Below are 24518 nucleotides of genomic sequence, written 5' to 3'. Positions count from 1 at the left end.
TATGACCACCGTCGATCAGGCGATCCCCCTCCGTTCCGAACACGACCTTTTGGGCGACCGCGATGTACCCGCGGATGCCTACTGGGGCGTCCACACCCTCCGCGCCATGGAGAACTTCCCCATCACCGGGCAGCCGCTCTCCACCAACAAGCACCTCGTCAGGGGTCTGGCCGCTGTGAAGCAGGCTGCGGCCCGCACCAACCACGAGCTTGGCCTGCTGGACGCCGAGAAGGCGGATGCCATTGTGCAGGCTTGCCAGGACATCATGGACGGCATGCTCCACGAGCAGTTCATGGTGGACGTGATCCAGGGCGGCGCCGGCACCAGTTCCAACATGAACGCCAACGAGGTCATCGCCAACCGTGCGCTGGAGATCCTGGGCCACCCCAAGGGCGACTACTCCAAGCTGCACCCGAATGACCACGTGAACCTGAGCCAGTCCACCAACGACGTCTACCCGACGGCGGTGAACCTCGCCACGATCTTCTCCGTGAAGGAACTACTGGAAGCCCTCGAAGAACTCGAGCTGGCCTTCGCTGAGAAGGGCCGGGAGTTCCGGACCGTGGTGAAGATGGGACGCACGCAGCTGCAGGACGCCGTTCCCATGACCCTCGGCCAGGAGTTTGGCGGTTACGCCGTGACCATCGGCGAGGACCGGGCCCGCCTGGACGAGTCCCACATGCTGATCCACGAAATCAACCTTGGTGCCACGGCTATTGGCACCGGCTTGAACGCCCCCGCCGGCTACGCCGAAGCTGCCTGCCGCCACCTGGCCGAAATCACCGGACTTCCCCTCCTCACTGCCGCTGACCTCATCGAGGCAACGCAGGATGTGGGCGCGTTTGTTCACCTGTCCGGGGTGCTGAAGCGCGTGGCAGTGAAACTCTCCAAGATTTGTAACGACCTCCGCCTGCTGTCCTCCGGACCGCGTGCGGGTTTGGGCGAGATCAACCTTCCGGCCGTGCAGTCCGGTTCGTCGATCATGCCCGGCAAGATCAATCCGGTGATCCCGGAAGTGGTCAGCCAGGTGGCTTACGAAGTCATCGGCAACGATGTCACCGTCACCATGGCCGCGGAGGCCGGCCAGCTTCAGCTGAACGCCTTCGAACCGATCATTGTGCACAGCCTGCACAAGAGCATCTCCCACCTGGAAGCAGCGTGCCGCACCCTTACGGCGCGCTGCGTCCGGGGCATCACTGCAAACACCGAACGGCTACGGCTTACCGTGGAGCAGTCGATCGGTCTCGTCACGGCATTGAACCCCCATATCGGTTACGCCTCCGCCACCGCCATCGCCCAGGAAGCGCTGGCAACGGGCAAGGGCGTTGCGGAACTCGTGTTGGAGCACGGTCTCCTGACCGCCGCCCAGCTTGAGGAACTGCTTAGCCCCGAACGTCTGGCAAATCTCAGCAAATAGGCCGAAACTGGCCTGAAAACGCGCCACCCAGTCGTCCCGCCCATGAGGCACACCCACACGAGGCTTTGTTCTGCGTGCCCGGATCCCCGACCGGACGCGCCCAGGACACCCCCAACAGGACACCCCTAAGGATTCCAATGACCAATCCCATCACGGACCACACGGTCCCGGCCCAAGCGCACGCCAGCGAGAAAGCCCTCCACAAGGAGGACTCCGGCTACCACAAGGACCTCAAGCCCCGCCAGATCCAGATGATCGCGATCGGCGGCGCAATCGGCACCGGACTGTTCCTGGGCGCCGGCGGCCGACTCAACGCAGCCGGCCCCTCCCTCGTAATCGCCTACGCAATCTGTGGCTTCTTCGCTTTCCTGATCCTCCGCGCACTCGGCGAACTGGTTCTGCACCGCCCGTCGTCAGGATCCTTCGTTTCCTACGCCCGTGAGTTCTACGGCGAAAAGGCAGCCTTCGTTTCGGGCTGGTTCTACTGGATCAACTGGGCCACCACCACCATCGTGGACATCACCGCAGCGGCGCTCTACATGGAGTTCTTCGGCAAATACGTCGCCTGGATAGGTGCCGTTCCGCAGTGGGCGTGGGCGCTCATTGCGCTGGTTGTAGTGCTCTGCCTCAACCTGGTCTCCGTGAAGGTCTTCGGCGAAATGGAGTTCTGGTTCGCGCTGATCAAGGTGGCAGCACTGGTGGCCTTCCTCCTGGTGGGCACCTACTTCGTCATCTTCGGCACCCCGGTGGAGGGCCAGGAAGTCGGCTTCAGCCTCATCGCAGACAACGGCGGGGTCTTCCCCAACGGCGTCCTCCCCATGATCATCCTCATGCAGGGTGTGCTCTTCGCTTACGCATCGATTGAACTCATCGGCACCGCAGCCGGCGAAACTGCCAACCCTGAGAAGATCATGCCCAAGGCCATCAACTCCGTGGTCATCCGCATCGCCCTCTTCTACGTTGGCTCCGTGATTCTGCTGGCTCTCCTCTTGCCGTACACCTCTTACGAGAAGGGCGTCAGCCCGTTCGTGACGTTCTTCGGTTCCATCGGTGTGGAGGGCGTGGACGTCATCATGAACCTCGTGGTCCTCACCGCTGCACTGTCTTCACTGAACGCCGGGCTCTACTCCACCGGCCGCATCCTCCGTTCCATGTCGGTAGCCGGCTCGGCCCCGAAGTTCGCCCAGCGCATGAACAAGGCCGGTGTCCCCTACGGTGGCATCGCCATCACCGCCGGCGTTTCCCTCCTGGGAGTTCCGCTGAACTACCTCGTTCCGGCCGACGCTTTCGAGATCGTCCTGAACGTCGCTTCCGTGGGCATCATCGTCACCTGGGCCACCATCGTCCTGTGCCAGATGCAACTCAAACGCTGGGCCGACAAGGGATGGCTGAAGCGCCCGTCCTTCCGGATGTTTGGCGCCCCCTACACAGGTTGGTTGTCCTTGATCTTCCTGGCGGCCGTGCTGATCATGGTGTTCATCGAGTCCCCGTTGACCATGCTGGTCACCGCGATTGCCTGCGGACTCATGGTCTGGGGCTGGTTCCTGTGCCGCAAGCAAATTCATGAGCTTGCTGCCACCCGCGACGGCTACACCGGCAGCGCTCCGGTGATTGCCAACCGCCCGCTGCCCGGCGGCGACAAGTAGGCGTCAAGTAACAACCGCTAACTCACGACGGCGGCACCCGGGTTCCGTAACAATCGGAACCCAGGTGCCGCCGTCGTCGGTTAACGCCCCCAACTGGGTGACAGCACCTGTCCCAATGAGCGCTCAGTAGAACATGTGCTGTTACTCAGTTGGGTGAGGACGCGGCGTAGACAGACATCCGATCATTCGTGGCTACTATTGGTCCATGGCTGTCACAGATGAGGCGATCAGCAAGATCAAAGACATGCTGATCCGCGGCGAACTCAAGGCCGGCGATCGACTCCCGCCGGAAAAGGAACTGAGCGAACGGCTCGGTCTTTCCCGGAGTTCGTTGCGCGAGGCCGTGAAAGCCCTCGAATTGATCCGCGTGCTGGATGTTCGCCGTGGTGATGGCACCTACGTGACCAGCCTCGATGCGAAGCTGCTCAACGAAGCCGTGGCCTTTGTGGTGGACCTGCACCAGGACCGGTCCATCCTGGAACTCTTTGAGGTCCGACGAATCCTGGAGCCGGCCACCGCACACTTGGCGGCGGGCAAAATCACGCCGGACGAACTCCTTGCCCTGAGAAACACCATGGAGGGCATTGACGAGAACACCGACATCGAGGAGCTCGTGGCCCATGACCTGGAGTTCCACAGCATCATCACCGAGGCTGCCGGAAATGATTACCTGGGGAGCCTCCTGGAAGCCCTGTCCAGCAGCACGGTGCGAGCCCGGATCTGGCGTGGCCTGACGCAGGAAAAAGCCGTGGCGCACACCCTGGCCGAGCACCATGCCATCGCCGATGCCCTGGAGCGGGGCGACGCCGAACTGGTGCGGGCCCTTGTCACCGTGCATATCAGCGGCGTCGAGAACTGGCTGCGGCAGGCGCTCTAACCTTCGGCGATAGGGGTAACCGCCAGGCCGTAGGTCCGGATGGCCGTCTCCTCAAGCACCAGGTCCTGTTCCGAGGGACTCAAGGTAGACACGAGTTCCAGCAGGACATCGAGCGTGCGGCCATAGGGGGCGCCCAAGGTACTCAGTGGCCAGTCGCAGCCGATCATCAAACGCTCCGGCCCGAAAGCCTCCAACGCTGACTCGAACAGAGGTCGCAACGCGTCCGGGGTGTACTCAACGCCAGGCAAATGCAGTCCGGACAGTTTCGCCACCGAGTTCGGCTCCTGCCCGAGCGCCCGGAAATCGGCGCTCCACGAATCCAGGAGCTCAGGATCAGCCAGCGGCGGCTTACCCAGGTGGTCCAACACAACCGTCAGTTCCGGCATCTCGCGGGCCAGCCGAACCGCGGACCCCAGATGCCGGGGGAATGCGTCCGGGATGTCGAAGGTGAGCCCGCGCCGAGCCACCAACGCCAGGGACTCCCTAACAGCGGGAAGATCCAAAAAGTCACCCCTGGGATCGTCATGCACCAAGTGCCGCACTCCTTTGAAGGAGGGATGCGCTGTGAAGCGATGCAACTGTTCCTCAGCTTCTGCGGGCGCGTCCAAGCTAATCCAGCCCACTACTCCGAGCACCCAGGAATTTCGCGCGGCGACGGCCAACATGCTCCCGGTGTCGTCAACGGTGTCGTCGGCCTGCACCAGGACGGCTCCCCTCACCCCGGCAGCATCCAACGTCTCACGCGCCTCGTCCTCGCTAAAGCTGCGGAAGAGCGCACCGTGTTGCGGTCCAAGCCACGGATAGTGGCGCACACCGCCGGTGACGAAGGTATCCAGGGTCCACAGGTGCAGGTGCGAATCAATCATGCCTGGCCGCGTCCAACGCGTTCCACAGTTCTTCCGGCACGGCTGCCTCCATTCGGGCAGCGTTCACGGTCACCTGTTCAGGGGAAGTCGCCCCGGCTGTCACGTTCACGACGGCCGGGTGCCGCAACGGGAACTGGAGCGCCGCCGTCGGAAGTTCAACGCCGAAGTCCCGGCAGAGCGCCGCGAGCGCACGCGCACGCTCCAACACATCCGGCGGTGCTTGATCGTAGTTGTAGTGCGCGTTTTCCGGAACGTCGGGTCGGGCCAGGAGGCCCGAGTTGTAGGCGCCCACGCTTACGACGCCGGTGCTTCGCTCCACACAGCGGTCAAGCAGCGGCACGCTGGGCTGCTCAAGCAGGGTGTAACGGCCGGCGAGCATCACAAGATCGAGATCGGCGGCTTCAATACATTCCAAGGCTGCCTCGGCGGAGTTGATGCCCACACCGATTGCCCGGACCACTCCCTCGGAGCGCAGCTTCTCGAGTGCAGGAAGGCCTTGGGAGATTCCGGCCTGAAGATCGTGGACGTCGGGATCGTGCAGGTATGCGATATCCACACGGTCCAAGCCGAGCCGCTCCAAGGAATCCTCGATGCTGTGCCGGATGCCTGCTTCGGAGAAATCCCACACGCGCCGTGACGTCGCGGGGACGTCGAAGCCTTCCGGGTCCTGGCCGCCACTGGGATTGGGTTGGAGTAGCCTGCCCACCTTCGTGGAGATGACGAATTCGTCCCGGGGTTTATCACGGAGGACGGCGCCCAATCTCTGCTCGGAGAGGCCAAGGCCGTAATGGGGCGCGGTGTCGAAGTAGCGGATGCCCGCGTCCCACGCAGCCAGCACTGTGGCGAGCGCCTCCCCGTCCGGGATCGCCCTGTAAAGGTTCCCGATGCCCGCTCCACCGAAGCCCAGTTTGCCCAGTTTGCCCAGTTCAAGTGAGTTCATGGCAGCTCCCATACCTTCTGGATACCCGCATCCTCCCCCGAGTAATCGTCCTGGACCTCCAAAAGTTCAGCCATTCGAGCCTGCCACGGCACGTTGGCCGGATGGTCGGCGAGCGCGTGGCGCATTGCTTGGTAGTCGTCGACGTCTACTACATGGAAAAGATCGAGACCATTGCGCCAGATTCGCCAGGTCCGGACGCCGGCATCCTTGAGCGCTGCCACCAGGTCAGGGGGAATGTTCGCGTGTGCGTCGGCGTACTTTTCTTCGGTTCCCGGCTTCAGCTTGGTATGCAGGGCAATGCTCTCAGTCACGAGCAGCCTCGGGCGTCAGGAACAGTTCCAGCACCGGGACGGCAACGTTCGGCCGCTGGACAGGCAGCTTGATGGTCAAGGTCCCGGGCGGCTGGCCTCCCTGGGTCATGTTCATGGCTTGCTGCCCGGGGTTTACCTCTTTGAGGAATACCTCGGAAGCGTCGTTCAGCAACTGCGCGTATTCGACCTTCCCGGCAAGGTCCGGGAGGTGCACGTACTCGAACGGCCAAGCGAACAAGTGAACATAGAGCCTGTCGCCTCGCTGCGTGTACCGGGCGTCCGCCGGTGCCGTGAACCGGGAAGCCCCCGTCCCGTAGATGGCGCGGGAGTGCAGCTTCATCCACTCGCCGATGCCCTTCAAGGACGTCACCGCCCGCGGATCAAGGTTTCCCCTACCCGTGGGGCCAACGTTGAGCAGCAGGTTGCCGCCCTTGGACACACCGTCCACGAGCATCCGAATGAGCAGGTCCACGGATTTGTAGTTCAGGTTGTCCCTGTCATAACCCCAACTACCGTTGAGGGTTTGGCAAGCCTCCCAGGTGACGGGTTCGCCGTCGACCATCATGGGGCCGGCGGGCTGGTACTGCTCAGGAGTGACAAAGTCCCCGGGGATCTCCAACCGGTCATTCACCACGATGCCGGGCTGCAGTTCCCGCACCATGGCGAGCAACGCCTCCGAATCCCAGTCCTTCCGGCCCTTGCCGCCCCAGAAGTCTTCTTCGTGCCCACCTGTGTAGGAGAAGTCGAAGAACAGGTAATCGATGGTGCCGTAGTTGCTCAGGAGTTCACGCACTTGGCCGTGCAGGTACTCGCGGTAGCGCGCCATATCGCGTCCGGCGTTCAAACTCTCGACGTCGGCTGCGTTACGTTGCGGGTGTACGCCGTCCACGGTGAAGTCGGGGTGGTGCCAGTCGATGAGCGAGTGATAGAAGCCGACCTTCAGCCCCTCGGCCCGTAGCGCTTCCACATAAGGCGCTATCAGGTCGCGGCCGGCGGGCGTGTTGGTGGCTTTGTAATCCGTCAGCGCCGAGTCCCACAGGCAGAAGCCGTCATGGTGCTTGGTGGTGAGGACCACGTACTTCATCCCGGAGTCCTTTGCGGCGCGTGCCCATTCACGGGGATCGTAGAGGTCCGGGTCAAAGCGGCGGAAGTACTTGGAGTACTCCTCCACAGTGATTTCTTCCTGGTTCATCACCCACTCGTGCCGGGCAGGCAGGGCGTAGATGCCCCAGTGAACGAACATCCCAAAACGTGCCTCTTCAAACCAAGGTGCGTGCTGGATCAACGGGATTCCTTCCATACGGGGCCGTTCGGAAAGCTGTACGCGGCCAGTGTTTCACTGAGCATTTCGTTTCCTGCGCCAGGATCCGACGGCGGCCAATACGCGCCGTCGTGGACGTCCACGGGTGTGATGAAGTGTTCATGGAGGTGGTCGACGAACTCGATGGTCCTGTTCTCCCTGGTCCCGGACACCGCAACGAAGTCGAACATGGACAGGTGCTGCACGGCTTCACACAGACCCACACCACCGGCATGCGGACAAACCCTCACACCGAACTTGGCAGCGAGAAGGAGGATGGCGATGTTCTCATTCACTCCCGCTACCCGGGCCGCGTCAATCTGCAGGACCTGAAGCGAGCCGGCCTGGAGCATCTGTTTGAACACCACCCGGTTTTGGACGTGTTCGCCGGTGGCCACAGGGATGGGCGCCACTCCACGGGCGATGGCAGCATGGCCCAGGATGTCGTCCGGGCTGGTGGGTTCCTCAATCCAGGCGATGTTGTAGGGGGCAAGGTGGGCCATCCAGTCGATGGCTTCCTGCACATCCCAGCGTTGGTTGGCATCCACCGCGATCCTGACGTCGGGACCAACGGCAGCACGGGCGGCCCGCACGCGGCGGATGTCGTCCTCCAGGGATGCCCCCACCTTGAGCTTGATCTGGGCAAATCCGTCCGCCACGGCTTCCTTGGCCAGCCGCGTCAGTTTCTCGTCGCTGTAACCCAGCCAGCCCGGCGTCGTGGTGTACGCGGGGTAGCCCTCAGCGCGGAGTGCCTCTTTGCGCGCTTCCCGACCAGGCTCGGCGGCGCGGAGGATTTCCAGGGCTTCGTCCGGGGTGAGCGCATCCGTGAGGTAGCGGAAGTCGACGAGTGCTACGAGCTCATCGGGCGTCATGCCGGCGAGCAACTCCCAGAGGGGCAGCCCTGCGCGTTTGGCCTTCAAATCCCAAAGTGCATTGACAACGGCGCCGATAGCCATGTGCATGACGCCTTTCTCGGGACCCAGCCACCGGAGCTGCGAGTCATGGGCCAGCAGTTTCCACGTGGCCCCCATGTCAGCCAGCAGGTCCTCAACCGTGCGGCCAAGAACGTGCCCACGGAGGGCCTCGATCGCCGCCGTCTCCACCTCGTTCCCCCGCCCGATGGTGAACACGAAACCGTGACCCTCATGCCCGTCCCCGGCATCCGTGCGGATGATCAGGTACGCGGCGGAGTAGTCCGGGTCCGGATTCATTGCATCCGAACCGTCCAGTTCAAGGGATGTTGGGAAGCGGATATCGAACGTATCCATTGCGGTGATGGTGCTCATGCGGCTCCTGAAGTGCGTCACGATTCTTCACCGAGCCTAAACATCCGATGTCTGCCTTGTCAATGGGTCACATTTCCGTATTATGGGTGAAAACACCACACTAGAGCTCGGATGTTAGTCCCGAACGCACGGAGGAAGCCATGACCTTGAAATTCGCCAGGCTGGGTACGGCCGGAAACGAACAACCGGCCGTCATTGCCCAGGACGCCGACGGCACCGAGAAGTACTTCAGCCTTACGGCCCTGACCAACGACATCGACGGCGGTTTCCTCGCCTCGGACGGCATTGATCGCACCCGGGAAGCCCTGGACAAAGGGGAGCTCCCCGAAATCTCACCGGAAGGCCTGCGCATCGGCGCCCCCATCGCGCGCCCCGGCGCCGTGGTGGCCATCGGCCTCAACTACACGGCCCACGCCGCCGAATCCGGTGCTACGCCGCCCGAGGTTCCCGTGGTGTTCCTCAAGCCGACCAACACTATCGCCGGGCCGTTCGACGCAGCCCCCATCCCGCCGTCGTCGGAAAAGTACGACTGGGAAGTGGAACTGGCAATCGTGATCGGCAAGGAAGCGTCATACCTTTCCTCCACTTCTGAAGCAGAAGCATGCATCGCCGGTTATGCCGTGGCCAACGATCTCTCCGAGCGCGACTACCAGATCCCCGGCGCTGCGGGACAGTGGACCAAGGGCAAGTCCCTCCCCGGCTCAACTCCCCTGGGTCCGTGGCTGGTTCCGGCCTCGGACATCGATGCCGGCAACCTTCGCCTGCAGACTTTGGTCAATGGCGAAGGCCGTCAAGACTCCAATACCTCGGACATGATCTTCGGCCCCGCCACGATCGTCCACCACCTCAGCCAGTACATGGTCCTGGAGCCGGGCGACGTGATCATCACGGGCACTCCCGAGGGCGTGGCACTGTCCGGCAGATTCCCCTTCATCCAGGCCGGGGACGTGGTGGAGCTGGAGATTGAGGGACTGGGCCGCCAACGGCAGGAGTACTTCCCCGCGCAAGCCGGCGCTCACCGCGGCTCACCCACTCCCGCCCACGTCAACGCTTAAGGCCATGGCAACCCGAATGGGGAACGATTTCGAAGGCCTCACGGCACTCGTCACCGGCGGCGCCTCCGGCATCGGGGCAGCGATCGCCGACCGTCTCGCCGCCGGCGGTGCGGAGGTGGCGGTCCTGGACCTCGCCCCGGAAACCAGCCAGCACTTCGGTGTGCACTGCAATGTGGCTGATGACGCCTCCGTGCGCGCCGCCGTCGAGCACGTTGTGCAGCAGTTCGGCCGCCTGGACATCGTCATCAATAACGCCGGCATCGGCGCACAGGGTGACATCTCGGCGAACGACGACGACGAGTGGCTGCGTGTCCTCAACGTCAATGTGGTGGGAATCGCCCGTGTCAGCCGGGCAGCCTTGCCATACCTGCGTGAGTCTCCGGCGGCCGCGATCGTTAACACCTGTTCCATTGCGGCAACTGCCGGGCTTCCACAGCGCGCCCTGTACTCGGCGTCGAAGGGCGCGGTCTTGTCTTTAACGCTCGCCATGGCGGCAGACCACGTCCGTGAGGGGATCCGTGTGAACTGCGTGAACCCCGGCACCGTGGACACTCCCTGGGTCGGCCGGTTGCTCGATTCAGCTGCTGACCCTGTCGCTGAGCGCACCGCCCTCAACGCCCGCCAACCGCACGGGCGGATGGTCGACCCAGCTGAGGTAGCCGGCGCCGTCGCTTACCTGGCGAGTCCGCTGTCGGGATCGACGTCGGGGACTTCGCTGGCGGTCGACGGCGGCATGCAGGGATTGCGGCTACGTCCGGTCGAGTAGGGGGTGCTTCAGTACGAACGGTTGAGGGGCTGGATCAGTAAAGTCCGTTGAAGATGTTCCAGCCCCATCCGACGGTTTCGACACCCTTCCAGCCACCTCGCCCATCGCCGTAGTACATCAGCAGCTCACCGGCGCTGTTGACCCCGTGGACATCGTTGAAACCGTCCCGGTTGAAGTCGCCGGCACTTCCGATCTCGCTCAAAACGTTCCAGCCATGGCCAACGAGGCGGGGCGCCAACCATCCACCGCTGCCGTTCCCGCCATAAAGGAACAGCCTTCCCGCCTTGTCCTTGGCAAGGACATCCACCGTGCCATCACCATTGAAATCACCCGGCGTGATCAGCACGTCCATAACATCCCAGCCCCGGCCAACTTTGACGCCGGGATTGAAATGGACCACCTCACGCGACGGATACAGGTAGAGGTCCCCGTTGGGCTCACCAGCGAGGAGGTCGTTGCGCCCATCACCATCGAAGTCTCCGGGCCCAACTACCTTGTCGAAGGCGTTCCAACCCCAGCCAATGTTCCATGGGTAGACGTTGATGCCACCGTCACCGTACCCATCGAACCGGTACAGACCACCATTGCCTTCAGTGACCAGAAGATCGTTTGAGCCGTCGCTTCCCATGTCTCCGACCCCAACAATGTTGGTGAAACCACCCCATCCGGGCCCAACAAGGCGAGCTTCCTTCCAGCCTTGGGCATTGTCCATTCCCAGATAAAGCATCATTGCGCCATCGTGCCGACGGGCCAACAACTCAAACACACCCCGGCCGGTGAAGCCCTCGGCCCGCGTGGGTTGCTTCCGGACGTTATCCGACTCGTCCGTGCGCAGACTCTGCCCGGGGCAATTGACGGGCGAAGCCGTGACAACTGCGGAGATCCGGCTCCCGAGGTCAGCAGCATTCAACTTGTAGATGTACTGGTTAAGCACAGGGCTGATCTCTACCGGCACCCCGTCTCTGAACCATTGGATGGTGTGGTTGGGTTTCCAAGTGCCGCTGCAGCCCTCGAAATAGCGGTGAGCTGCCTCCACAGTGAGCGTGGAGCCAACGATTGTGTGCCCGTTGACCTGAACCTCGTCCACATCCACGGCCCGGGCTGCTGGTGCCAGGACGATTTGCAACGCAATTATTGATAACGCAAGTGTCAGAGCCAGCGCCTTCGCTGCGCTCCCCCTGATGATGCTCGTTGTCGAAAGGAAGGCCACGATACTCCTCGCTTGTTTCGGTGCGTCCAGCAATCCGATCAGTAAAGTCCGTTGAAGACATTCCAAAGCCGGCCAACTGTCTCTACACCTTTCCAGCCACCGTGCCCGTCTCCGTAATACATCACCAGGTCGCCCACGCCGTTGACTCCGTGGACGTCGTAGAAACCGTCCCGGTTGAAGTCGCCCGCGCTGCCGACATTGGTCAGCACGTTCCACCCTTGTCCTATCTGCCGGGCCGTAGTCCAACCACCGTGTCCGTCACCGCCGTACAAGAACAGCTTGCCGGTCTTGTCCTTGGCCAGGATGTCCGCTGTGCCGTCTCCGTTGAAATCACCCGGAGCCAGGATCACATCCATGACATTCCAGCCCTGGCCAACGTGAATCCGGGGAGTCCATCCCCGTGCGGCCTTTGGGTACAGGTAGAGGTCTCCGTTTGGCTCGGTGGCCAGGAGGTCGTTGTAACCATCCCCGTCAAAATCTCCAGGTCCAATCACCTTGTCCATGGAGTTCCAGCCCCATCCGATTTCAGACCAGAAGTTCCTGGGAGGAAACCAGCCGTCGCCGTTGTTCCTGGCCAGCCACAACCTGCCGGCGCCATCGGTGGTCAAGAGGTCTCCGAGTCCGTCACTCGTGACGTCCCCCGCCGGGATGATCCTCGTGTAGGGCCCCCAATCCGGCCCGATCCGAAGTGCCGGTTTCCAGCCTTGGCTGTTGTCCTGTCCGGGATACAGCATGAGCACCCCGTCGGGGCGTCGCGCCAGAAGTTCAAAGACGCCCCTGCCGGTGAATCCCTCGGCGCGCACGGGCTGTTTCCTGACCACATCATCCCTCTCCACCACCACTTGGGACGGCGTGCAGTCACTCGAGCCCGTGACAACCGCGGAGATTCTGCTCCCCACGTCTTCGATGTCCAGGTCGTAGAGGGCCCGCGAGTACTCTGGACCGGGCTCAACGGGCTGTCCGTTGCGCAGCCACTGGATGTCATAACTCGGCTGAAGGCTCGAATCGCAGGCGGCAAAGTAGTCAAAGGCGCCCTCTATGGAGAACGCGTAGCCCACCACGTTGTGGCCGTAGATGACAAGGTCCTCCGCATCCACCGCATGAGCGGCCGGCACCAGCGCTGTGCCCATCAGGATGGCCGCGAGCGCCGCGGCCGCACCGCCCGTGGCCATCGACTTCCCGGAAAACAGGCCCGCGATTCTCCTTCGAATGGACGCCAACTGGTTCTGGGCTCATCTTAGGTGGGAGGTACGACGCCGGAACGAACCTGCGCGCCGACAGGCCGCCGTCGTGCGTAGCTGCGTAACGCAACGGACCCGCAACGTCCGGCAGCGGTGCTTCGCCTATGCTCAACTCCAAGAGATCAACGGCGACTCACTTAGCAGACTCAGGAGATACAGCCATGAGCAACTGGCGCATCAGGGACTTCCACTCGTCCGATTTGGACGGCATCCTGCACCTCTGGGAGTCACTCAAAGCAGACGGCGTGGAGCCCGTCTACGCATTGTCCGAGGTCTTGGCATCGTGCGAGAAGGACCACGCCGTGGTGGCCGTCCAAGGTGACCAGGTGGTGGGCGCCGCCGTCGGACGCGCCGCCCATGACCAAGGCTGGATCGTTTTCCTGGCCACCCTGACGGAGTTCCGCGGCCGCGGCATCGGCACCTCGCTGCTATCCGCCGTCGAGAACCGCATGGCCCCGCACGGCCTCAACAAACTCTCCGCGCTCATGCCGGAGACCGAAACACGTGTCGAGGCCTTCCTGGGACGCGGGTTCGTGGTCAAGAAAAACCTGCGCTACTTCGAGCGGACCATCCCCGTGCAGCGGCAGGAGCTGGGCGCATTGGGGCTGCTGGGCGGGCGGATCCTTGCCCGGGACCTGTGGGAGAACGTGGCCGGCATGCGCCGCGAGAAGGAGTTGCTGGAGCGGCGGCTGGTTTTGCCCTTGGCCGAGGCCGACCTCGCCGACGAATACGGCGTTGTCCCGCCCCGGGCAGTCGTCCTTTTCGGCCCTCCCGGCACCGGGAAAACCACTTTCGCCAAAGCCATAGCATCCCGGCTTGAGTGGCCGTTCGTGGAAGTCTTCCCGTCCCGCCTGGCCGCCGACCCCAAGGGCCTGGCCGGTGCACTACGCGAGACGTTCCTGGAAATCGCCGAGCTGGAACACGCCGTGGTCTTCATCGACGAAGTGGAGGAAATCGCGTCGCAGCGCGCCGGTGATCCGCCGTCGCCGCTGCAGGGAGTCACCAACGAACTCCTCAAGATCATCCCGGCTTTCCGCGATCAACCCGGCCGGCTGCTGGTCTGTGCCACCAACTTCATCCGTGCCCTGGACACCGCCTTCCTGCGCCACGGCCGCTTCGACTACGTCATCCCCATCGGGCTGCCCGACGTTCACGCCCGTGAAGCCATGTGGCAGCGATTCATCCCCGCCACCGTGGTGGATTCAGTCGATATCGCCCAGCTGGTGGAGCGCACCGAGGGGTTCTCCCCCGCGGACATCGAGTTCGCTGCCCGCAGCGCCTCCCAGCGGGCCCTGGAAAAAGCAGTGTACGACGACGGCGGCGCCGGGCTTGCGCCCAACGGACGTAAAGGGCCGGTCACCCAGGACTACCTCGACGCCATCGGTGATACCCGGACCACCGTCAGCGCCGAAGTTCACCAGGACTTCCTGGAAGACATCGACGTGTTGGGGCGCGTGTAGGGCTGCGCTTTCCTCGAGTTCGCCGGAACGCTGCGGGCTCGCTGGAACATTCCAGGGGATCTCGACGCATTCCGGCGATCTCGGCGTGGAGGCAAGGGCAACGGTAATCTTTTTGCCATGTCCTCGAATCCCCTTCGCCATGCCTTGTCCCGCATGGGCGGCCGCGATCCCCATGAAAAGCACCGCACAGCAACACCGCTGGAGCTCTTCTTCGACTTGACCTTCGTCATCGCTTTCGGTGTTGCCGGCAGCCAGTTCGCCCATGCAGTGGCGGAAGCGCATTTCTGGCCAGGTCTCCTCGCCTTCTCCTTCGCCATGTTCGCGGTGATCTGGGCGTGGATCAACTTCACATGGTTCGCCAGCGCCTACGACACCGACGACTGGGTGTTCCGCGTAGTCACGATGGTGCAGATGGTGGGTGTCCTCATCCTGGCCATGGGCGTCGAGCCGGTGTTCCACTCCATCATCGAGGGCAAGCACGTGGACAACTTCACCATGGTGCTCGGCTACATCGTCATGCGGGTGGCCCTGATTTTCCAGTGGCTGCGCGCAGCCCGCCAGGATCCCGAACGCCGGGAAACCTGTTTGCGCTACGCGAAGTACGTGGCGATCGTCCAAGTCGGATGGGTGGTGGTTCTCTTGGTCGATGCGAGCGTCCTCACCACCTTCCTCATGGCAGCTCCGCTGTTCATCATGGAGATGGCGGCACCGTACTTCGCAGAACGCAAGATCCGTACCCCGTGGCACGCGCACCACATCGCGGAGAGGTACGGCCTCCTGGCCATCATCGCCCTGGGTGAATGCTTGATTGGTGCCATTGAAACGCTGCGTGCCATTGTGGCCACCCACCAATGGTCCATGGATGCGGCCTTGGTTGGATTGAGTGGCACCGGGCTGGCCTTTGCCATGTGGTGGATCTACTTCATCCTGCCCTCGGGTCCGGCACTTCACGTCCAGCGGCACCGTTCATGGGTGTTCGGCTATGGGCATATGCCGATCTTCGCTGCCATTGCCGCCACAGGGGCGGGACTGCATGTTGCCGCCTACTACATTGACCACGAAGCCCACATTCCTGCGGCCGCCGCGGTGGCCTCCATCGCCATTCCCATCATTGTTTTCAAGGTCTCGCTCAGCACGCTGTACGGCATCATGCTCGGCCTGGACCGCGAACACTTCCTGGGTTCCGCCCTGGTGGTCCTGGGCTTGGCTGCAAGCATTGCCCTGGCCGCCGCCGGCGCCTCCGTGCCCATCTGCATGCTGGCAATGATGCTGGTCCTGGGCCTGTCTATCGCCTACGACGAACGACGCGGGCACAAGGGCCGGGCAGCGGCCCTCCGGCGGCTGGAAACCGCCGCGGGCTAAGGCATTCCCTTGCGTTGCGGGGCCCGCTTTGCACCCCAAGTCCGTCCCATTGCGCGCAAAGCAGGCCCCACAACGAGTGGGCTACTCGGGAACGATCTCATCCAGCTCCCGAAGCAAGTACGGGTTGATCCGCTCCAGGATCATCCGGACCTCTTCGCGGGGAACCGCCGTGTAGAGCACGGGTCGGGCATCGGCGTATCGGGTTACCGGCGGCTTGTCCGGCCACTTTTCAGCTAGTGCCTTGACCCTCTCCGGCAGTGAATTGTGCGCATTGTCCGCGATCTTCACCAACGTTGCGTCGTGGTCCTCCGCAACGAAACGGATTCCGGCGTCATAATCATCCGGGTCGTCGTGGAAGCGGCGGGTGACGCGTTCGATGATGTCTACCGCCCGCTCGGACACTCCCATTTCGAGCAGGGCCTGGCGAGTGATGGGCGTATCCTCGGCGATGTCATGAAGGTAGCCTGCGATCTGGATATCCTCGTCAAAGTCGGCGAGCGCGTCGCCCACAGCCAGAACGTGCTCCCGATAAGGACGTTTGAGCTTGTCCTTCTGCCGGTTGTGAGCCACCTCGGCCAAAACCTGGGCTGTCTCTACGGTAAAGCGTGGTTCGGTCATGCTGGCCTCCGGCTTGAAGAGGGACCGACGGGGATCGGTCCTCACCTTCAGGCTATCCGCTGTTCCCGGACCCGCAGCACCGCCCCACCAATCGCAAAGCCCCGCCGGTCCTACCAGTCCTGCCGGTCCTACCATTCCTGCCGGTCCTACGAGTCCTGAACAGCGCGCGCGGCGATGGCGACGGTAATGGCCCTCGGCAAACGCTGGGCGAACCCGGCTGCAACACGGTTGGCCCAACCCGAGACGACGCTGCCCGGGGTGTCCTTGCGATCGAGGGCCTTGAGGGCAGTCCCCACAACCTGCGCAGAGGTCTGCATCTTGCCTACCGCTGCGGACTCACCGCCGAGGACGTCAAAGAACTCAGTACGCGTCGCACCGGGGCAAAGGGCCAGGACGTTGAGTCCGGTGTTCTTGGTTTCGTGGGCAACGGCTTCGGTGAAGCTCAGGACGAAGGCCTTGGTGGCGCCGTAGACGGCCATGCCGGGGATGGGTTGGAACGCGGCAGTGCTGGCGACGTTCACCAAGGCACCCTTCCCGGAGGCGAGCAGGTCCGGCAGGAAGGCACGCGTAATGTCCACGAGGGCGGCAACGTTCAAGGAAATCTCAGATGCGATGGTGTCCGGGTCTTCCTTGACCAAAGGACCGTGGGTGCCGAAACCGGCGTTGTTGATCAAGGTGTCCACGGTGATTCCGCGGCCGGCCAGTTCATCTAGGAGCTCGCGTCCCACTCCTGCGCGGCCGAGGTCCATGGGGAGGACGGTCACTGTGACGCGGTGGCGTGCGCGCAGGTCCTGAGCCAACTCCTCCAGACGGTCTGCACGCCTGGCCACAAGGACAAGGTTGGAGCCCCGGGCGGCAAATTGTCCGGCGAACTCAGCGCCCAGGCCGGAGCTGGCGCCCGTGATGAGTGCAGTGGTGCCCGTGTATGTCATGGTCATGGCGGAGTCCAATCATTTGAGTCGGAGACTAATGTAGTCGCTGTCTACATGGTAGGCAGTGTCTACTTTGTTGTCAATGACTACATTGGCTTAGAATGTAGTCATGACTGACCAGCCCTACCACCATGGCAAACTCCGGAAAGCACTTTTGGACCGCGCCATGGAAACCATCGAAGAAGCTGGCGTGGACGGGCTCTCCTTGCGGCAACTGGCCCGTGAGGTGAATGTCAGCCACGGCGCTCCGGCCAAGCACTTCCGCGACAAGCAAGCCCTGATCGACGCCGTGGCACTGGCCGGCTTTGAGTCGATGAACCGCCGCATCCTTGACGCCGCCCAGTCAGGCGAAGACCTCCGGGAGCGTTTCGTCAATGTTGGGAAGGCCTACGTGGACTTCGCGGTTGAGCACCCCGCCCTACTGACGGTGATGTACTCCACCAAGCACCATCCCGATTCCAGCGAAGAGCTGCGAAGCACCGGCGTGCAAGGCATCCACGTTGCCCGGGCAATGATTGCCGAGGCACAGCAAGCCGGCGTCCTGGCCGCCGGTGACCCCGAAACCCTGGCCATGGTGTGCTTTGTGAGCCTTCATGGCACGGCCCTTCTCGCCGCCGGCGGCCAGTTGGACGGGAATTCAGTGGAGGACGTGGTCACCGCTACCACCGACACATTGTGGGCAGGAATGGCGGCCGGAGTCCCGGCAGCGCAGCTCAACTAAGCTGCACTTGCCCTGCGCGGTGCACAGTTCAGGCCCGGGGAGTTTTCCACACCCAAGGCTTCTTTGGCACGTGACGAGGAGTGAAGTGCGGCAGGGCCGCCTGCAGCGTTCCCGCTGGCAATCCAAGGGACTCCAGTAGCAGGTCACGCACACGTTCTGCAGGAATTCCGACGGCGGCGAGGTCGCCCAGCGTGACGGCTCCGTCGCGCTTCGCCAGCCTCACGCCGTCGTGATTAACAACCAACGGAACGTGGGCGTATTCAGGGATCGGCAACCCGAGCAGCGTCGCCAAATAGGCCTGCCTCGGCGTGGATGGGAGGAGGTCATCGCCGCGCACAACTTGGTCAATTCCCTGCTGGGCGTCGTCAACCACCACCGCGAGATTGTAGGCGGTCACGCCGTCGTTGCGGCGAAGCACAAAGTCGTCCACGACGCCCGCATATTTACCGAGCAACTGGTCCTCAACAGCCCACTCCGAAACCTCCGCCCGTAAGCGGATGGAGGCGGGACGCGTGGCGCGCCGGATCTCACGCTCGGCATGGGAAAGCCGTCGGCACGTTCCCGGATAAGCGCCCTGCGGAGCATGCGGCGCGGAGGGGGCCTCCTGGATTTCCCGTCGCGTGCAGAAGCATTCATAGGTTCGGCCATCGGCCGCCAGACGCGCAATCGCTTCGTCATACAGTGCCGCGCGTTCAGTCTGGCGAACGACGGCGGCGTCCCAACTGACACCAACGGCCCGCAGATCGCGGAGCTGCTCCGCCTCAGCGCCGGAGCGGGCGCGGTCCAGATCCTCAACTCTCAGCAGGAAATCGCGTCCAGTGGACTTCGCGAACAGCCAAGCAAGAACCGCGGTCCTGAGGTTGCCTACGTGCAGTTCGCCGGAGGGGCTCGGGGCGAAGCGGCCAGCAGCAGTCATGATCCAAGCCTATTCGCCGGACAGGGGAGGCAAAGACCGGGGTCAGGCAACACAAGAGCCCCTCAGCTACCGCAACGATCCGGTAGCTCAGGGGCTCTTGCTGTGGCGCCCCAGTGAAGGGACGGGTGCAGAATGACAATGCTGTGAACAAGAGTCAATCAGCGGCTGCTTCCTTGCGGGAAACCTGTGCAGGGCTCCGGGTGATGTTCCGGGTTCCTGATGCCTGCGGGGTTTGGCGGTAGCCGCGACCTGCTTCGTTGTCACCATTTCAGCAGAAGGCATACAGTTGGTGCAACGGACATCATATTGATTGATCGATCTGACCAGTCTCAAGTGAAAAGCTCGACAGGAAGTGGTCACTTTGCAGGAACTCGACGCCACGGACCGTCGGATCCTCGCCGCCTTGGACGAAGATCCGCGCGTGCCCATCATGGTGCTGGCCCAGAAACTTCACCTCGCCCGGGGCACAGTTCAGTCGCGCCTCGAGCGAATGACGGCGTCCGGGGCCCTCCGCCCCAACAGCAGTCGCGTCTTGCCCTCGGCCTTGGGACGTGGCGTGGCTGCCGCCGTCAGTGCTGAGCTCGACCAAAGCCACCTCAACGAAGCTATTGCTGCCCTGCGGGAGATCCCCGAAGTTCTCGAATGCCATGCTCCCGCCGGCGATACCGACCTCATCATCAGGGTGGTAGCCAAAAGCCCGGACGACCTGTACCGGGTATCCGAGGAAATCCGGCTGTGCCCGGGGATCGTGCGCACGTCCACCAGCATGTTCCTCCGCGAAGTGATTCCCTACCGGACCACTGGTCTGCTGGCGGAGTAGGTCTCCTCAGACCGGCGGTCCTATGTTGGTTTTCAGATTCTTCATCACCAGGGTTGATGTGAGGCGCTCCACCGCAGGAAGTGCCGCGAGTTCGTCGTCGTAGAAACGCTGATACGCGGGCAGGTCCGCGGCAATGACCTTGAGCAGGTAATCAGGGGATCCGAAGAGCCGCTGTGCCTCCACAATGTTGGGGCTGGCAGTCACACGCTCTTCGAACTCCGCCATGATGGTGCGCTCCACCTGCTTGAGCGTGACAAAAACAATCGCTTCAAAGCCCAGGCCCACCGCGGCAGGATCGATGTCTGCACGGTAGCCGCGGATCACCCCCGAGGACTCCAAATCGCGGAGCCTCCGATGACATGGAGCCACGGTCAAACCCACCTTGGAAGCAAGGGCTGTGGCAGTCATCCGGCCATCCTCTTTGAGGTGGCGCAAAATAGTTCTATCAATCCCGTCGATCACGCAATTATCTTACCGAAAACCGCCTCGTCCGGGCTAAAAACGGGAACACTTATGGGCCGACTTTCCCTAGAGTTTTCCTACCACCTAGCCTGGGAGAGAAAACTTGAATCCGCAGCTGTTCCTCGCCTTCATGCTCGTCGCCGTCAGCTTGGCGTGCACACCGGGCGTCGACTGGGCGTACTCGATTTCGGCGGGCCTCCGTCAGCGCAGCTTCGTCCCTGCCGTCGCCGGCTTATGCAGTGGTTACGTCATCCACACTTTGCTGATGGCTGCAGGACTGGCCGCCCTCTTGGCTGGAGTTCCAGGACTATTGGGATGGCTGACCATCGCGGGGGCCGCCTACCTGCTCTGGCTCGGCATCGCTACCCTCCGCACGTGGCGAGGTGCCAGCTTTAGTGCGGAAGGCGGCGTCGTGCAGTCCGGAAACCAGCTCCGCACCTTCCTTCAGGGCATGGGCACCAGCGGCATCAACCCCAAGGGCCTGCTCTTCTTCGTGGCGCTGGTGCCGCAGTTCGTCAGCCCCGAGGCAGCACTGCCTGTTCCGGTCCAGTCGGGCTTGCTGGGCCTGACCTTCGTAATCCTCGCCGGGTTGGTTTACACCGCCGTCGCATTGACTTCCAGGAAGCTGCTGGCCTCCCGGCCCGGCGCCGCCCGCGTGGTGACCCTTGTCAGCGGGATCATCATGATCGGGTTAGGGACAGTGCTGCTGTCGGAGCAACTCCTACCGCTTCTACAGCCGGCGGGAGCTTAGGCGGCAAGCAGTTCATCCAGCCGCTCGTATCCTTCGATCACGCCGTAGTCCATCCCTGTAGCCAGGGCCATGTCGCGTGCTTCAACCGAGGGGTAGACCTCGTGCGCCGACATCCTGGTCCTGCCGTCGATTTCCTCGAACGTGGTGGTGCTGATGACCACCTGGTTCGGCGCTCCTTCGAACTCGATTGTCTGGATGATCAACGCGTCGGCCTCGACCGTGTGGAACACGCCGCGGAAGCCGTACATCCCGCTATCGTCGCCGCTTTCGTAGCGCCAGCTCCCGCCGGTGGTGGCGTTGTATTCGGTAATCTTCGTGACCGTGCTGCGCGGGCCCAGCCATTTGGCCAAGAGGTCCGGGTCAACGTGGGCTTTGAAAACTGCACTGACGGGAGCGTCGAATTCGCGGACCGTGTCTACGAACGGCACGCCACTATCAGCGGTGATGGTTGTTGGATTGCTCATTTCGGTTCCTCTTTCTTCTGTGCTGGTGTGTTTTCTTTTTGTTCGTGCGGGATGCCTGCACCCAGCAGCTCGTCCAGCTGCCGGAAGCGTGACTCGGCAATCAGTCTGTACTGGTCAATCCAAGCCGTCAGTCGCTCCAGGGCTGCCGCATCCAAATGAACCGGCCGGCGCTGGGCGTCGCGGGAACGGGTGACCAAACCGGCATGCTCCAGGACCTGTATGTGTTTCGAAACTGCCTGTTTGGTGATGGCGAAGGGTTCGGCCAGCTCATTGACAGTGGCATCTCCCCGCGACAGCCGGGCCACCATGGCCCGTCTCACCGGATCTGCCAACGCCATGAAGGCCCTGTCCAGGGATTCCGACCCCAGGGCATCTTGTTCCATCTCCGCTTCAACCTTTCTTCAACCAAAGCTAATCAACTGACTCGTTGATCAACTGATTGGTTGATTAAAAGAATACGCTTCTTCTGAGCACGGCACAAGGGTGTTTTATTCGCCGCCCAGCTGCCTGAAGTCGTTCTCCCAGAGACGCCGCATCTCAGCGTCCTTGCGGATGACTTCCAAGGTCTCAAGCTCGGCGGGCGGGGCTGGCCGCTTGGATCGCGGAGTGAGGGTGCGGCGGCCTTGGTCAAGCGCGAGCAACGCCCTGTCGGTCAAGGCATCATTCTTCAAGGCCAGGTTGGTTTTCCGACGCCGGAGGACTTCTTTCAAGGCAACCTGGGCCGATTCGAAGTCGCCCCTTGCCCGCTGCGACCGCGCCCGCATCAACAACAGCGCGGCCGACAGGTCATCCGTGTTCAGCAAACCTTCGGTCCATAGCACCACGTCGCGGTGGCGCTCCAGGGAATACGCCGCCGTGCAACGCGCCAATGCAGAAGGCAACGACGGCGGCAAAGTCACCACCGCTTCCAAGGCCGCCTCGGTCATCCCCATTTCGCGGAGACAGTGGGACAACGCCAGAAACACGGCTTCCTCACTGAACAGGACCGGAACTTCGATGCGTTCGGCTACCTCGACTTTGGTGACCACCTGCCCAAGGTACGTAGCCGAGAACTGGCTGGCGTCGTCGTCGATCCTTGTTGTTAAACCGCGCTGCAACAGCTCGGACGCCCTCAGGAATCCGCCATGCTTGTACGTGAGCAGCCCCGCCATCACGTGGCATAAGCCGGCCCAGCCCGGATATGTGCGGCCGAAAGCAAGGAGCCGATCGGGCTCCGTGGAAGTGAACACGGCCTCATGCATGGCCTTCGCCGTCTTGGAGGACAGCATCCTGAGCCTCGGGACATTCCCCACCACGGACAACCTCGCATGGTCGCGGCCGCTGAGGACCCCGGAAAGCACGTCATTGACGCCGTCGGCCAGGCCACGCACCGGCGTGCGGACGTACCCCTCGCGGAAAGGCGTGAGATCGCGGGTGTCATGGAAGATCGTGTGCACACGTCCGTTGGGAGCTTGGCTCATAAATCCATGCTAACCGCCGCTGAACTGGGCACATCCACTGCTATCGGAGGCATTTCAGGAGTATTATGGCGGCGTCGGCAAGGTTTTGCCACACCCCTTGCCGCAGGTCGGCTCTCCATGAGAAGAGCCGGGTAACAGCGTGAAAGGGAGGACTTGATGACCACCGCTTCGCACCCCGCCGAACACCACCACATGATGGGGTTGACGCTTCGCAACACCGCCATGGGCGTTGGCATTGTATTTCTGCTGGTAGGCATCCTGGGCTTCATCCCGGGAATCACCACCAATTTCGGCGCCATGACCTTTGCGGGACATGAATCCGGCGCCATGCTGCTTGGAATCTTCCAAGTGTCCATACTCCACAACATCGTTCACCTGCTGTTTGGCGTGGCCGGCTTGGCCATGGCAAGGAACGCACGCATGGCTCGCCTGTTCCTCCTGGGCGGCGGCGCCGTGTACATCGTTCTTTGGATCTATGGCCTGGTCATCAACCAGGAAACAGCTGCCAACTTCGTCCCGTTCAATACGGCTGACAACTGGCTGCACCTGATCCTCGGCATTGCCATGATCGGGCTGGGCGCCTGGCTGGGCAGGGATGCCATGGACGAAACAACCACAGCACGACGGAAGATGTAGACCTTCCGCACGGCTTGTAAATCGACGACGGCGGCTGCCCCCATGCGGGACGGCCGCCGTTTTGTTTCCGCCGAGATGCCATTTAATGACAATGTTCGCGCTCGTGATGGTCATCTGCTGCCATCTCGGCGGAGGTTTTGAAGGCTCGACGACGGGCTGCCCGGCTACCGCGGGGCGCGGCCACCCAGGCGCGTGGTTACTTTGGCCGCAGCTGCGGCACAGGCTTCACCGAGGCTGTCCAGGGTGTCCTGCGAAACGCGGAATTTCGGCGCGGGGATCAGGACGGACGCCACAATGTCGCCACGATGGTCATAAACGGGCGAGGCCACACCCACTTCTTCAATAGAGGTCTCCCCGAAGTTCACTGCCCAGCCGCGCTTCAAGGACTCCCCGATCCGCTCGAGGTACCCCTCAATTGCGTCCTCGTCCAGACCAGGGAGGGTAATCGAGCCGCTGCGCAACAGTTGACGCACCCGATCTTCGTTCTCCGCGCCAAGGAACACCTGCACCGACGAACTGAGGGCCTCGTTGTATCGCGCCCCCAACGGAGCGAGGTGTTTGACCTGGTGCCGGCTGGGAATCTGTTCCACGCACATGGATTCGTTACCGTTCCACACCATGAGCGCACTCGTCTCCCCCGTGCGCTCAGTGAGTTCGCGCAGCACAGGGTAGGCGACGCGGCGTTCTTCGAGTTCCGCCAGGAGTGGACCCGCCATGGCGATCATTCCCAGCCCCAAGCGGAACCTGCGCGAATCGACGTCGCGCTCTACAAGGTTTTCCTGTTCCAGTGTCGCGAGGATTCGGGAGACGGTGCTCTTGTGCAGGCCAACGCGGCCCGCGATTTCGGTGACTCCCAGGAGCGGCTCGTCGGCGCTGAAGCTCCTCAACACGGCGATGGCGTTGACGATGACGGAGGTACTTTTGCTGTCGCCACTGCCGTTGCTGTTTTCTGGAGCGTCGTTGGATTCCGAGGGAGTCATGGGTTCACTATATTTCGCTTG

Annotated in this window: 26 protein-coding genes; 11 read left to right on the top strand and 15 right to left on the bottom strand. The window is 62.6% G+C overall.

Annotation, left to right across the window (positions count from 1 at the left end; translation table 11 throughout):
* The first annotated feature begins 1 nt into the window (after nucleotide 1).
* The 3 genes from aspA to ACZ881_RS20185 all read left to right on the top strand — a co-directional run bounded on the left by aspA (nucleotide 2) and on the right by ACZ881_RS20185 (nucleotide 3940).
* Nucleotides 2-1417 carry an aspartate ammonia-lyase gene (aspA, locus tag ACZ881_RS20195; protein WP_091463509.1) on the top strand — a complete coding sequence of 472 codons (1416 nt, stop codon included), beginning with the start codon at nucleotides 2-4 and terminating at the stop codon, nucleotides 1415-1417.
* 137 nt (nucleotides 1418-1554) lie between these two features.
* Nucleotides 1555-3063, top strand: coding sequence for an amino acid permease (locus ACZ881_RS20190; RefSeq protein WP_091463511.1), 1509 nt, complete (start codon nucleotides 1555-1557; stop codon nucleotides 3061-3063).
* A 205-nt stretch (nucleotides 3064-3268) separates the two neighbouring features.
* A complete protein-coding gene (locus ACZ881_RS20185) occupies nucleotides 3269-3940 on the top strand; it encodes a FadR/GntR family transcriptional regulator (protein WP_091463513.1) in 672 nt (223 codons plus the stop codon).
* Here ACZ881_RS20185 and ACZ881_RS20180 read toward each other — a convergent pair.
* From ACZ881_RS20180 to ACZ881_RS20160, 5 genes are read right to left on the bottom strand one after another with little or no spacing between them, the layout of a single operon-like run.
* Nucleotides 3937-4806: an amidohydrolase family protein gene (locus ACZ881_RS20180; protein ID WP_476117759.1), complete on the bottom strand. Its 870-nt coding sequence runs from the start codon at nucleotides 4804-4806 to the stop codon at nucleotides 3937-3939. The two genes, ACZ881_RS20185 and ACZ881_RS20180, sit on opposite strands and share 4 nt — an antisense overlap.
* Entirely contained in the window at nucleotides 4799-5746 is a 948-nt protein-coding gene (locus ACZ881_RS20175) for an aldo/keto reductase (protein ID WP_476117758.1), read from the bottom strand. Before ACZ881_RS20175 ends, ACZ881_RS20180 begins: the two co-directional genes overlap by 8 nt.
* Nucleotides 5743-6057 (bottom strand): L-rhamnose mutarotase, encoded by a 315-nt coding sequence (locus ACZ881_RS20170; protein ID WP_476117757.1) that lies wholly within the window; start codon nucleotides 6055-6057, stop codon nucleotides 5743-5745. The genes ACZ881_RS20175 and ACZ881_RS20170 overlap by 4 nt, the downstream gene beginning before the upstream one ends.
* On the bottom strand, nucleotides 6050-7342 hold the full coding sequence (locus tag ACZ881_RS20165; RefSeq protein WP_476117756.1) for an alpha-L-fucosidase: 1293 nt from the start codon (nucleotides 7340-7342) through the stop codon (nucleotides 6050-6052). Before ACZ881_RS20165 ends, ACZ881_RS20170 begins: the two co-directional genes overlap by 8 nt.
* Nucleotides 7339-8643, bottom strand: a complete 1305-nt coding sequence (locus ACZ881_RS20160) for an L-fuconate dehydratase (protein WP_476117755.1) — start codon at nucleotides 8641-8643, stop codon at nucleotides 7339-7341. Before ACZ881_RS20160 ends, ACZ881_RS20165 begins: the two co-directional genes overlap by 4 nt.
* Before the next feature lie 140 nt (nucleotides 8644-8783).
* Between ACZ881_RS20160 and ACZ881_RS20155 the strand changes: the two genes are divergently transcribed.
* Nucleotides 8784-9698, top strand: coding sequence for a fumarylacetoacetate hydrolase family protein (locus ACZ881_RS20155; protein WP_476117754.1), 915 nt, complete (start codon nucleotides 8784-8786; stop codon nucleotides 9696-9698).
* Between the two features lie 4 nt (nucleotides 9699-9702).
* Nucleotides 9703-10464 (top strand): SDR family NAD(P)-dependent oxidoreductase, encoded by a 762-nt coding sequence (locus tag ACZ881_RS20150; protein ID WP_476117753.1) that lies wholly within the window; start codon nucleotides 9703-9705, stop codon nucleotides 10462-10464.
* Between the two features lie 34 nt (nucleotides 10465-10498).
* On the opposite strand, the gene ACZ881_RS20145 is transcribed toward ACZ881_RS20150, so the two are convergent.
* Both ACZ881_RS20145 and ACZ881_RS20140 read right to left on the bottom strand, forming a co-directional pair.
* Nucleotides 10499-11674 carry an FG-GAP repeat domain-containing protein gene (locus tag ACZ881_RS20145; protein WP_476117752.1) on the bottom strand — a complete coding sequence of 392 codons (1176 nt, stop codon included), beginning with the start codon at nucleotides 11672-11674 and terminating at the stop codon, nucleotides 10499-10501.
* Nucleotides 11675-11712: 38 nt separating this feature from the next.
* The gene (locus tag ACZ881_RS20140; protein WP_476117751.1) at nucleotides 11713-12846 is read right to left on the bottom strand and encodes an FG-GAP repeat domain-containing protein; all 1134 of its coding nucleotides are present in this window, start codon (nucleotides 12844-12846) and stop codon (nucleotides 11713-11715) included.
* Between the two features lie 230 nt (nucleotides 12847-13076).
* On the opposite strand from ACZ881_RS20140, the gene ACZ881_RS20135 reads away from it, so the two are divergent.
* Both ACZ881_RS20135 and ACZ881_RS20130 read left to right on the top strand, forming a co-directional pair.
* Nucleotides 13077-14375 (top strand): ATP-binding protein, encoded by a 1299-nt coding sequence (locus tag ACZ881_RS20135; RefSeq protein ID WP_476117750.1) that lies wholly within the window; start codon nucleotides 13077-13079, stop codon nucleotides 14373-14375.
* 117 nt (nucleotides 14376-14492) lie between these two features.
* Nucleotides 14493-15737, top strand: a complete 1245-nt coding sequence (locus ACZ881_RS20130; protein WP_476117749.1) for a low temperature requirement protein A — start codon at nucleotides 14493-14495, stop codon at nucleotides 15735-15737.
* Nucleotides 15738-15818: 81 nt separating this feature from the next.
* Here the strand turns inward: ACZ881_RS20130 and ACZ881_RS20125 are convergent, their stop codons facing one another.
* Nucleotides 15819-16355, bottom strand: coding sequence for an HD domain-containing protein (locus tag ACZ881_RS20125; RefSeq protein ID WP_159732660.1), 537 nt, complete (start codon nucleotides 16353-16355; stop codon nucleotides 15819-15821).
* 146 nt (nucleotides 16356-16501) lie between these two features.
* Nucleotides 16502-17293: an SDR family NAD(P)-dependent oxidoreductase gene (locus ACZ881_RS20120; RefSeq protein ID WP_454812095.1), complete on the bottom strand. Its 792-nt coding sequence runs from the start codon at nucleotides 17291-17293 to the stop codon at nucleotides 16502-16504.
* Nucleotides 17294-17396: 103 nt separating this feature from the next.
* Between ACZ881_RS20120 and ACZ881_RS20115 the strand changes: the two genes are divergently transcribed.
* Nucleotides 17397-18008, top strand: a complete 612-nt coding sequence (locus ACZ881_RS20115) for a TetR/AcrR family transcriptional regulator (protein WP_476117748.1) — start codon at nucleotides 17397-17399, stop codon at nucleotides 18006-18008.
* A 28-nt stretch (nucleotides 18009-18036) separates the two neighbouring features.
* On the opposite strand, the gene gluQRS is transcribed toward ACZ881_RS20115, so the two are convergent.
* The gene (gene gluQRS, locus ACZ881_RS20110) at nucleotides 18037-18924 is read right to left on the bottom strand and encodes a tRNA glutamyl-Q(34) synthetase GluQRS (protein ID WP_476117747.1); all 888 of its coding nucleotides are present in this window, start codon (nucleotides 18922-18924) and stop codon (nucleotides 18037-18039) included.
* A gap of 361 nt (nucleotides 18925-19285) precedes the next feature.
* Here gluQRS and ACZ881_RS20105 point away from each other — a divergent pair, with 361 nt between their 5' ends.
* On the top strand, nucleotides 19286-19744 hold the full coding sequence (locus ACZ881_RS20105) for an Lrp/AsnC family transcriptional regulator (RefSeq protein WP_024818488.1): 459 nt from the start codon (nucleotides 19286-19288) through the stop codon (nucleotides 19742-19744).
* Nucleotides 19745-19750: 6 nt separating this feature from the next.
* On the opposite strand, the gene ACZ881_RS20100 is transcribed toward ACZ881_RS20105, so the two are convergent.
* Nucleotides 19751-20206 carry an Lrp/AsnC family transcriptional regulator gene (locus ACZ881_RS20100; protein WP_091463568.1) on the bottom strand — a complete coding sequence of 152 codons (456 nt, stop codon included), beginning with the start codon at nucleotides 20204-20206 and terminating at the stop codon, nucleotides 19751-19753.
* A gap of 103 nt (nucleotides 20207-20309) precedes the next feature.
* Here ACZ881_RS20100 and ACZ881_RS20095 point away from each other — a divergent pair, with 103 nt between their 5' ends.
* The gene (locus tag ACZ881_RS20095; protein WP_476117746.1) at nucleotides 20310-20957 is read left to right on the top strand and encodes a LysE family translocator; all 648 of its coding nucleotides are present in this window, start codon (nucleotides 20310-20312) and stop codon (nucleotides 20955-20957) included.
* On the opposite strand, the gene ACZ881_RS20090 is transcribed toward ACZ881_RS20095, so the two are convergent.
* From ACZ881_RS20090 to ACZ881_RS20080, 3 genes are all read right to left on the bottom strand, one after another.
* Nucleotides 20954-21421 (bottom strand): SRPBCC family protein, encoded by a 468-nt coding sequence (locus ACZ881_RS20090; RefSeq protein WP_091463577.1) that lies wholly within the window; start codon nucleotides 21419-21421, stop codon nucleotides 20954-20956. The two genes, ACZ881_RS20095 and ACZ881_RS20090, sit on opposite strands and share 4 nt — an antisense overlap.
* A complete protein-coding gene (locus ACZ881_RS20085; RefSeq protein WP_476117745.1) occupies nucleotides 21418-21804 on the bottom strand; it encodes an ArsR/SmtB family transcription factor in 387 nt (128 codons plus the stop codon). Before ACZ881_RS20085 ends, ACZ881_RS20090 begins: the two co-directional genes overlap by 4 nt.
* A gap of 105 nt (nucleotides 21805-21909) precedes the next feature.
* Nucleotides 21910-22881, bottom strand: a complete 972-nt coding sequence (locus ACZ881_RS20080) for a hypothetical protein (protein WP_178993524.1) — start codon at nucleotides 22879-22881, stop codon at nucleotides 21910-21912.
* Nucleotides 22882-23037: 156 nt separating this feature from the next.
* Between ACZ881_RS20080 and ACZ881_RS20075 the strand changes: the two genes are divergently transcribed.
* Entirely contained in the window at nucleotides 23038-23517 is a 480-nt protein-coding gene (locus ACZ881_RS20075) for a DUF4383 domain-containing protein (protein ID WP_091463589.1), read from the top strand.
* Nucleotides 23518-23681: 164 nt separating this feature from the next.
* On the opposite strand, the gene ACZ881_RS20070 is transcribed toward ACZ881_RS20075, so the two are convergent.
* Entirely contained in the window at nucleotides 23682-24497 is an 816-nt protein-coding gene (locus ACZ881_RS20070; RefSeq protein WP_476117744.1) for an IclR family transcriptional regulator, read from the bottom strand.
* Between the last annotated feature and the right edge of the window lie 21 nt (nucleotides 24498-24518).

The sequence above is a fragment of the Paenarthrobacter sp. TE3676 genome (assembly GCF_056279165.1).
Note: the sequence above shows the minus strand (reverse complement) of the source record. Positions and strands in the feature narration are given on the sequence as shown.

Coding starts and splice junctions, on each gene's coding strand:
- ACZ881_RS20120 (WP_454812095.1), bottom strand. CDS start 17,293: ATGACCATGACATACACGGGCACCACTGCACTCATCACGGGCGCCAGC.
- ACZ881_RS20115 (WP_476117748.1), top strand. CDS start 17,397: ATGACTGACCAGCCCTACCACCATGGCAAACTCCGGAAAGCACTTTTG.
- ACZ881_RS20160 (WP_476117755.1), bottom strand. CDS start 8,643: ATGAGCACCATCACCGCAATGGATACGTTCGATATCCGCTTCCCAACA.
- ACZ881_RS20085 (WP_476117745.1), bottom strand. CDS start 21,804: ATGGAACAAGATGCCCTGGGGTCGGAATCCCTGGACAGGGCCTTCATG.
- ACZ881_RS20135 (WP_476117750.1), top strand. CDS start 13,077: ATGAGCAACTGGCGCATCAGGGACTTCCACTCGTCCGATTTGGACGGC.
- ACZ881_RS20155 (WP_476117754.1), top strand. CDS start 8,784: ATGACCTTGAAATTCGCCAGGCTGGGTACGGCCGGAAACGAACAACCG.
- ACZ881_RS20075 (WP_091463589.1), top strand. CDS start 23,038: ATGACCACCGCTTCGCACCCCGCCGAACACCACCACATGATGGGGTTG.
- ACZ881_RS20070 (WP_476117744.1), bottom strand. CDS start 24,497: ATGACTCCCTCGGAATCCAACGACGCTCCAGAAAACAGCAACGGCAGT.
- ACZ881_RS20180 (WP_476117759.1), bottom strand. CDS start 4,806: ATGATTGATTCGCACCTGCACCTGTGGACCCTGGATACCTTCGTCACC.
- ACZ881_RS20080 (WP_178993524.1), bottom strand. CDS start 22,881: ATGAGCCAAGCTCCCAACGGACGTGTGCACACGATCTTCCATGACACC.
- ACZ881_RS20130 (WP_476117749.1), top strand. CDS start 14,493: ATGTCCTCGAATCCCCTTCGCCATGCCTTGTCCCGCATGGGCGGCCGC.
- ACZ881_RS20140 (WP_476117751.1), bottom strand. CDS start 12,846: ATGGCCACGGGCGGTGCGGCCGCGGCGCTCGCGGCCATCCTGATGGGC.
- ACZ881_RS20175 (WP_476117758.1), bottom strand. CDS start 5,746: ATGAACTCACTTGAACTGGGCAAACTGGGCAAACTGGGCTTCGGTGGA.
- ACZ881_RS20125 (WP_159732660.1), bottom strand. CDS start 16,355: ATGACCGAACCACGCTTTACCGTAGAGACAGCCCAGGTTTTGGCCGAG.
- ACZ881_RS20150 (WP_476117753.1), top strand. CDS start 9,703: ATGGCAACCCGAATGGGGAACGATTTCGAAGGCCTCACGGCACTCGTC.
- ACZ881_RS20190 (WP_091463511.1), top strand. CDS start 1,555: ATGACCAATCCCATCACGGACCACACGGTCCCGGCCCAAGCGCACGCC.
- ACZ881_RS20185 (WP_091463513.1), top strand. CDS start 3,269: ATGGCTGTCACAGATGAGGCGATCAGCAAGATCAAAGACATGCTGATC.
- aspA (WP_091463509.1), top strand. CDS start 2: ATGACCACCGTCGATCAGGCGATCCCCCTCCGTTCCGAACACGACCTT.
- ACZ881_RS20090 (WP_091463577.1), bottom strand. CDS start 21,421: ATGAGCAATCCAACAACCATCACCGCTGATAGTGGCGTGCCGTTCGTA.
- gluQRS (WP_476117747.1), bottom strand. CDS start 18,924: ATGACTGCTGCTGGCCGCTTCGCCCCGAGCCCCTCCGGCGAACTGCAC.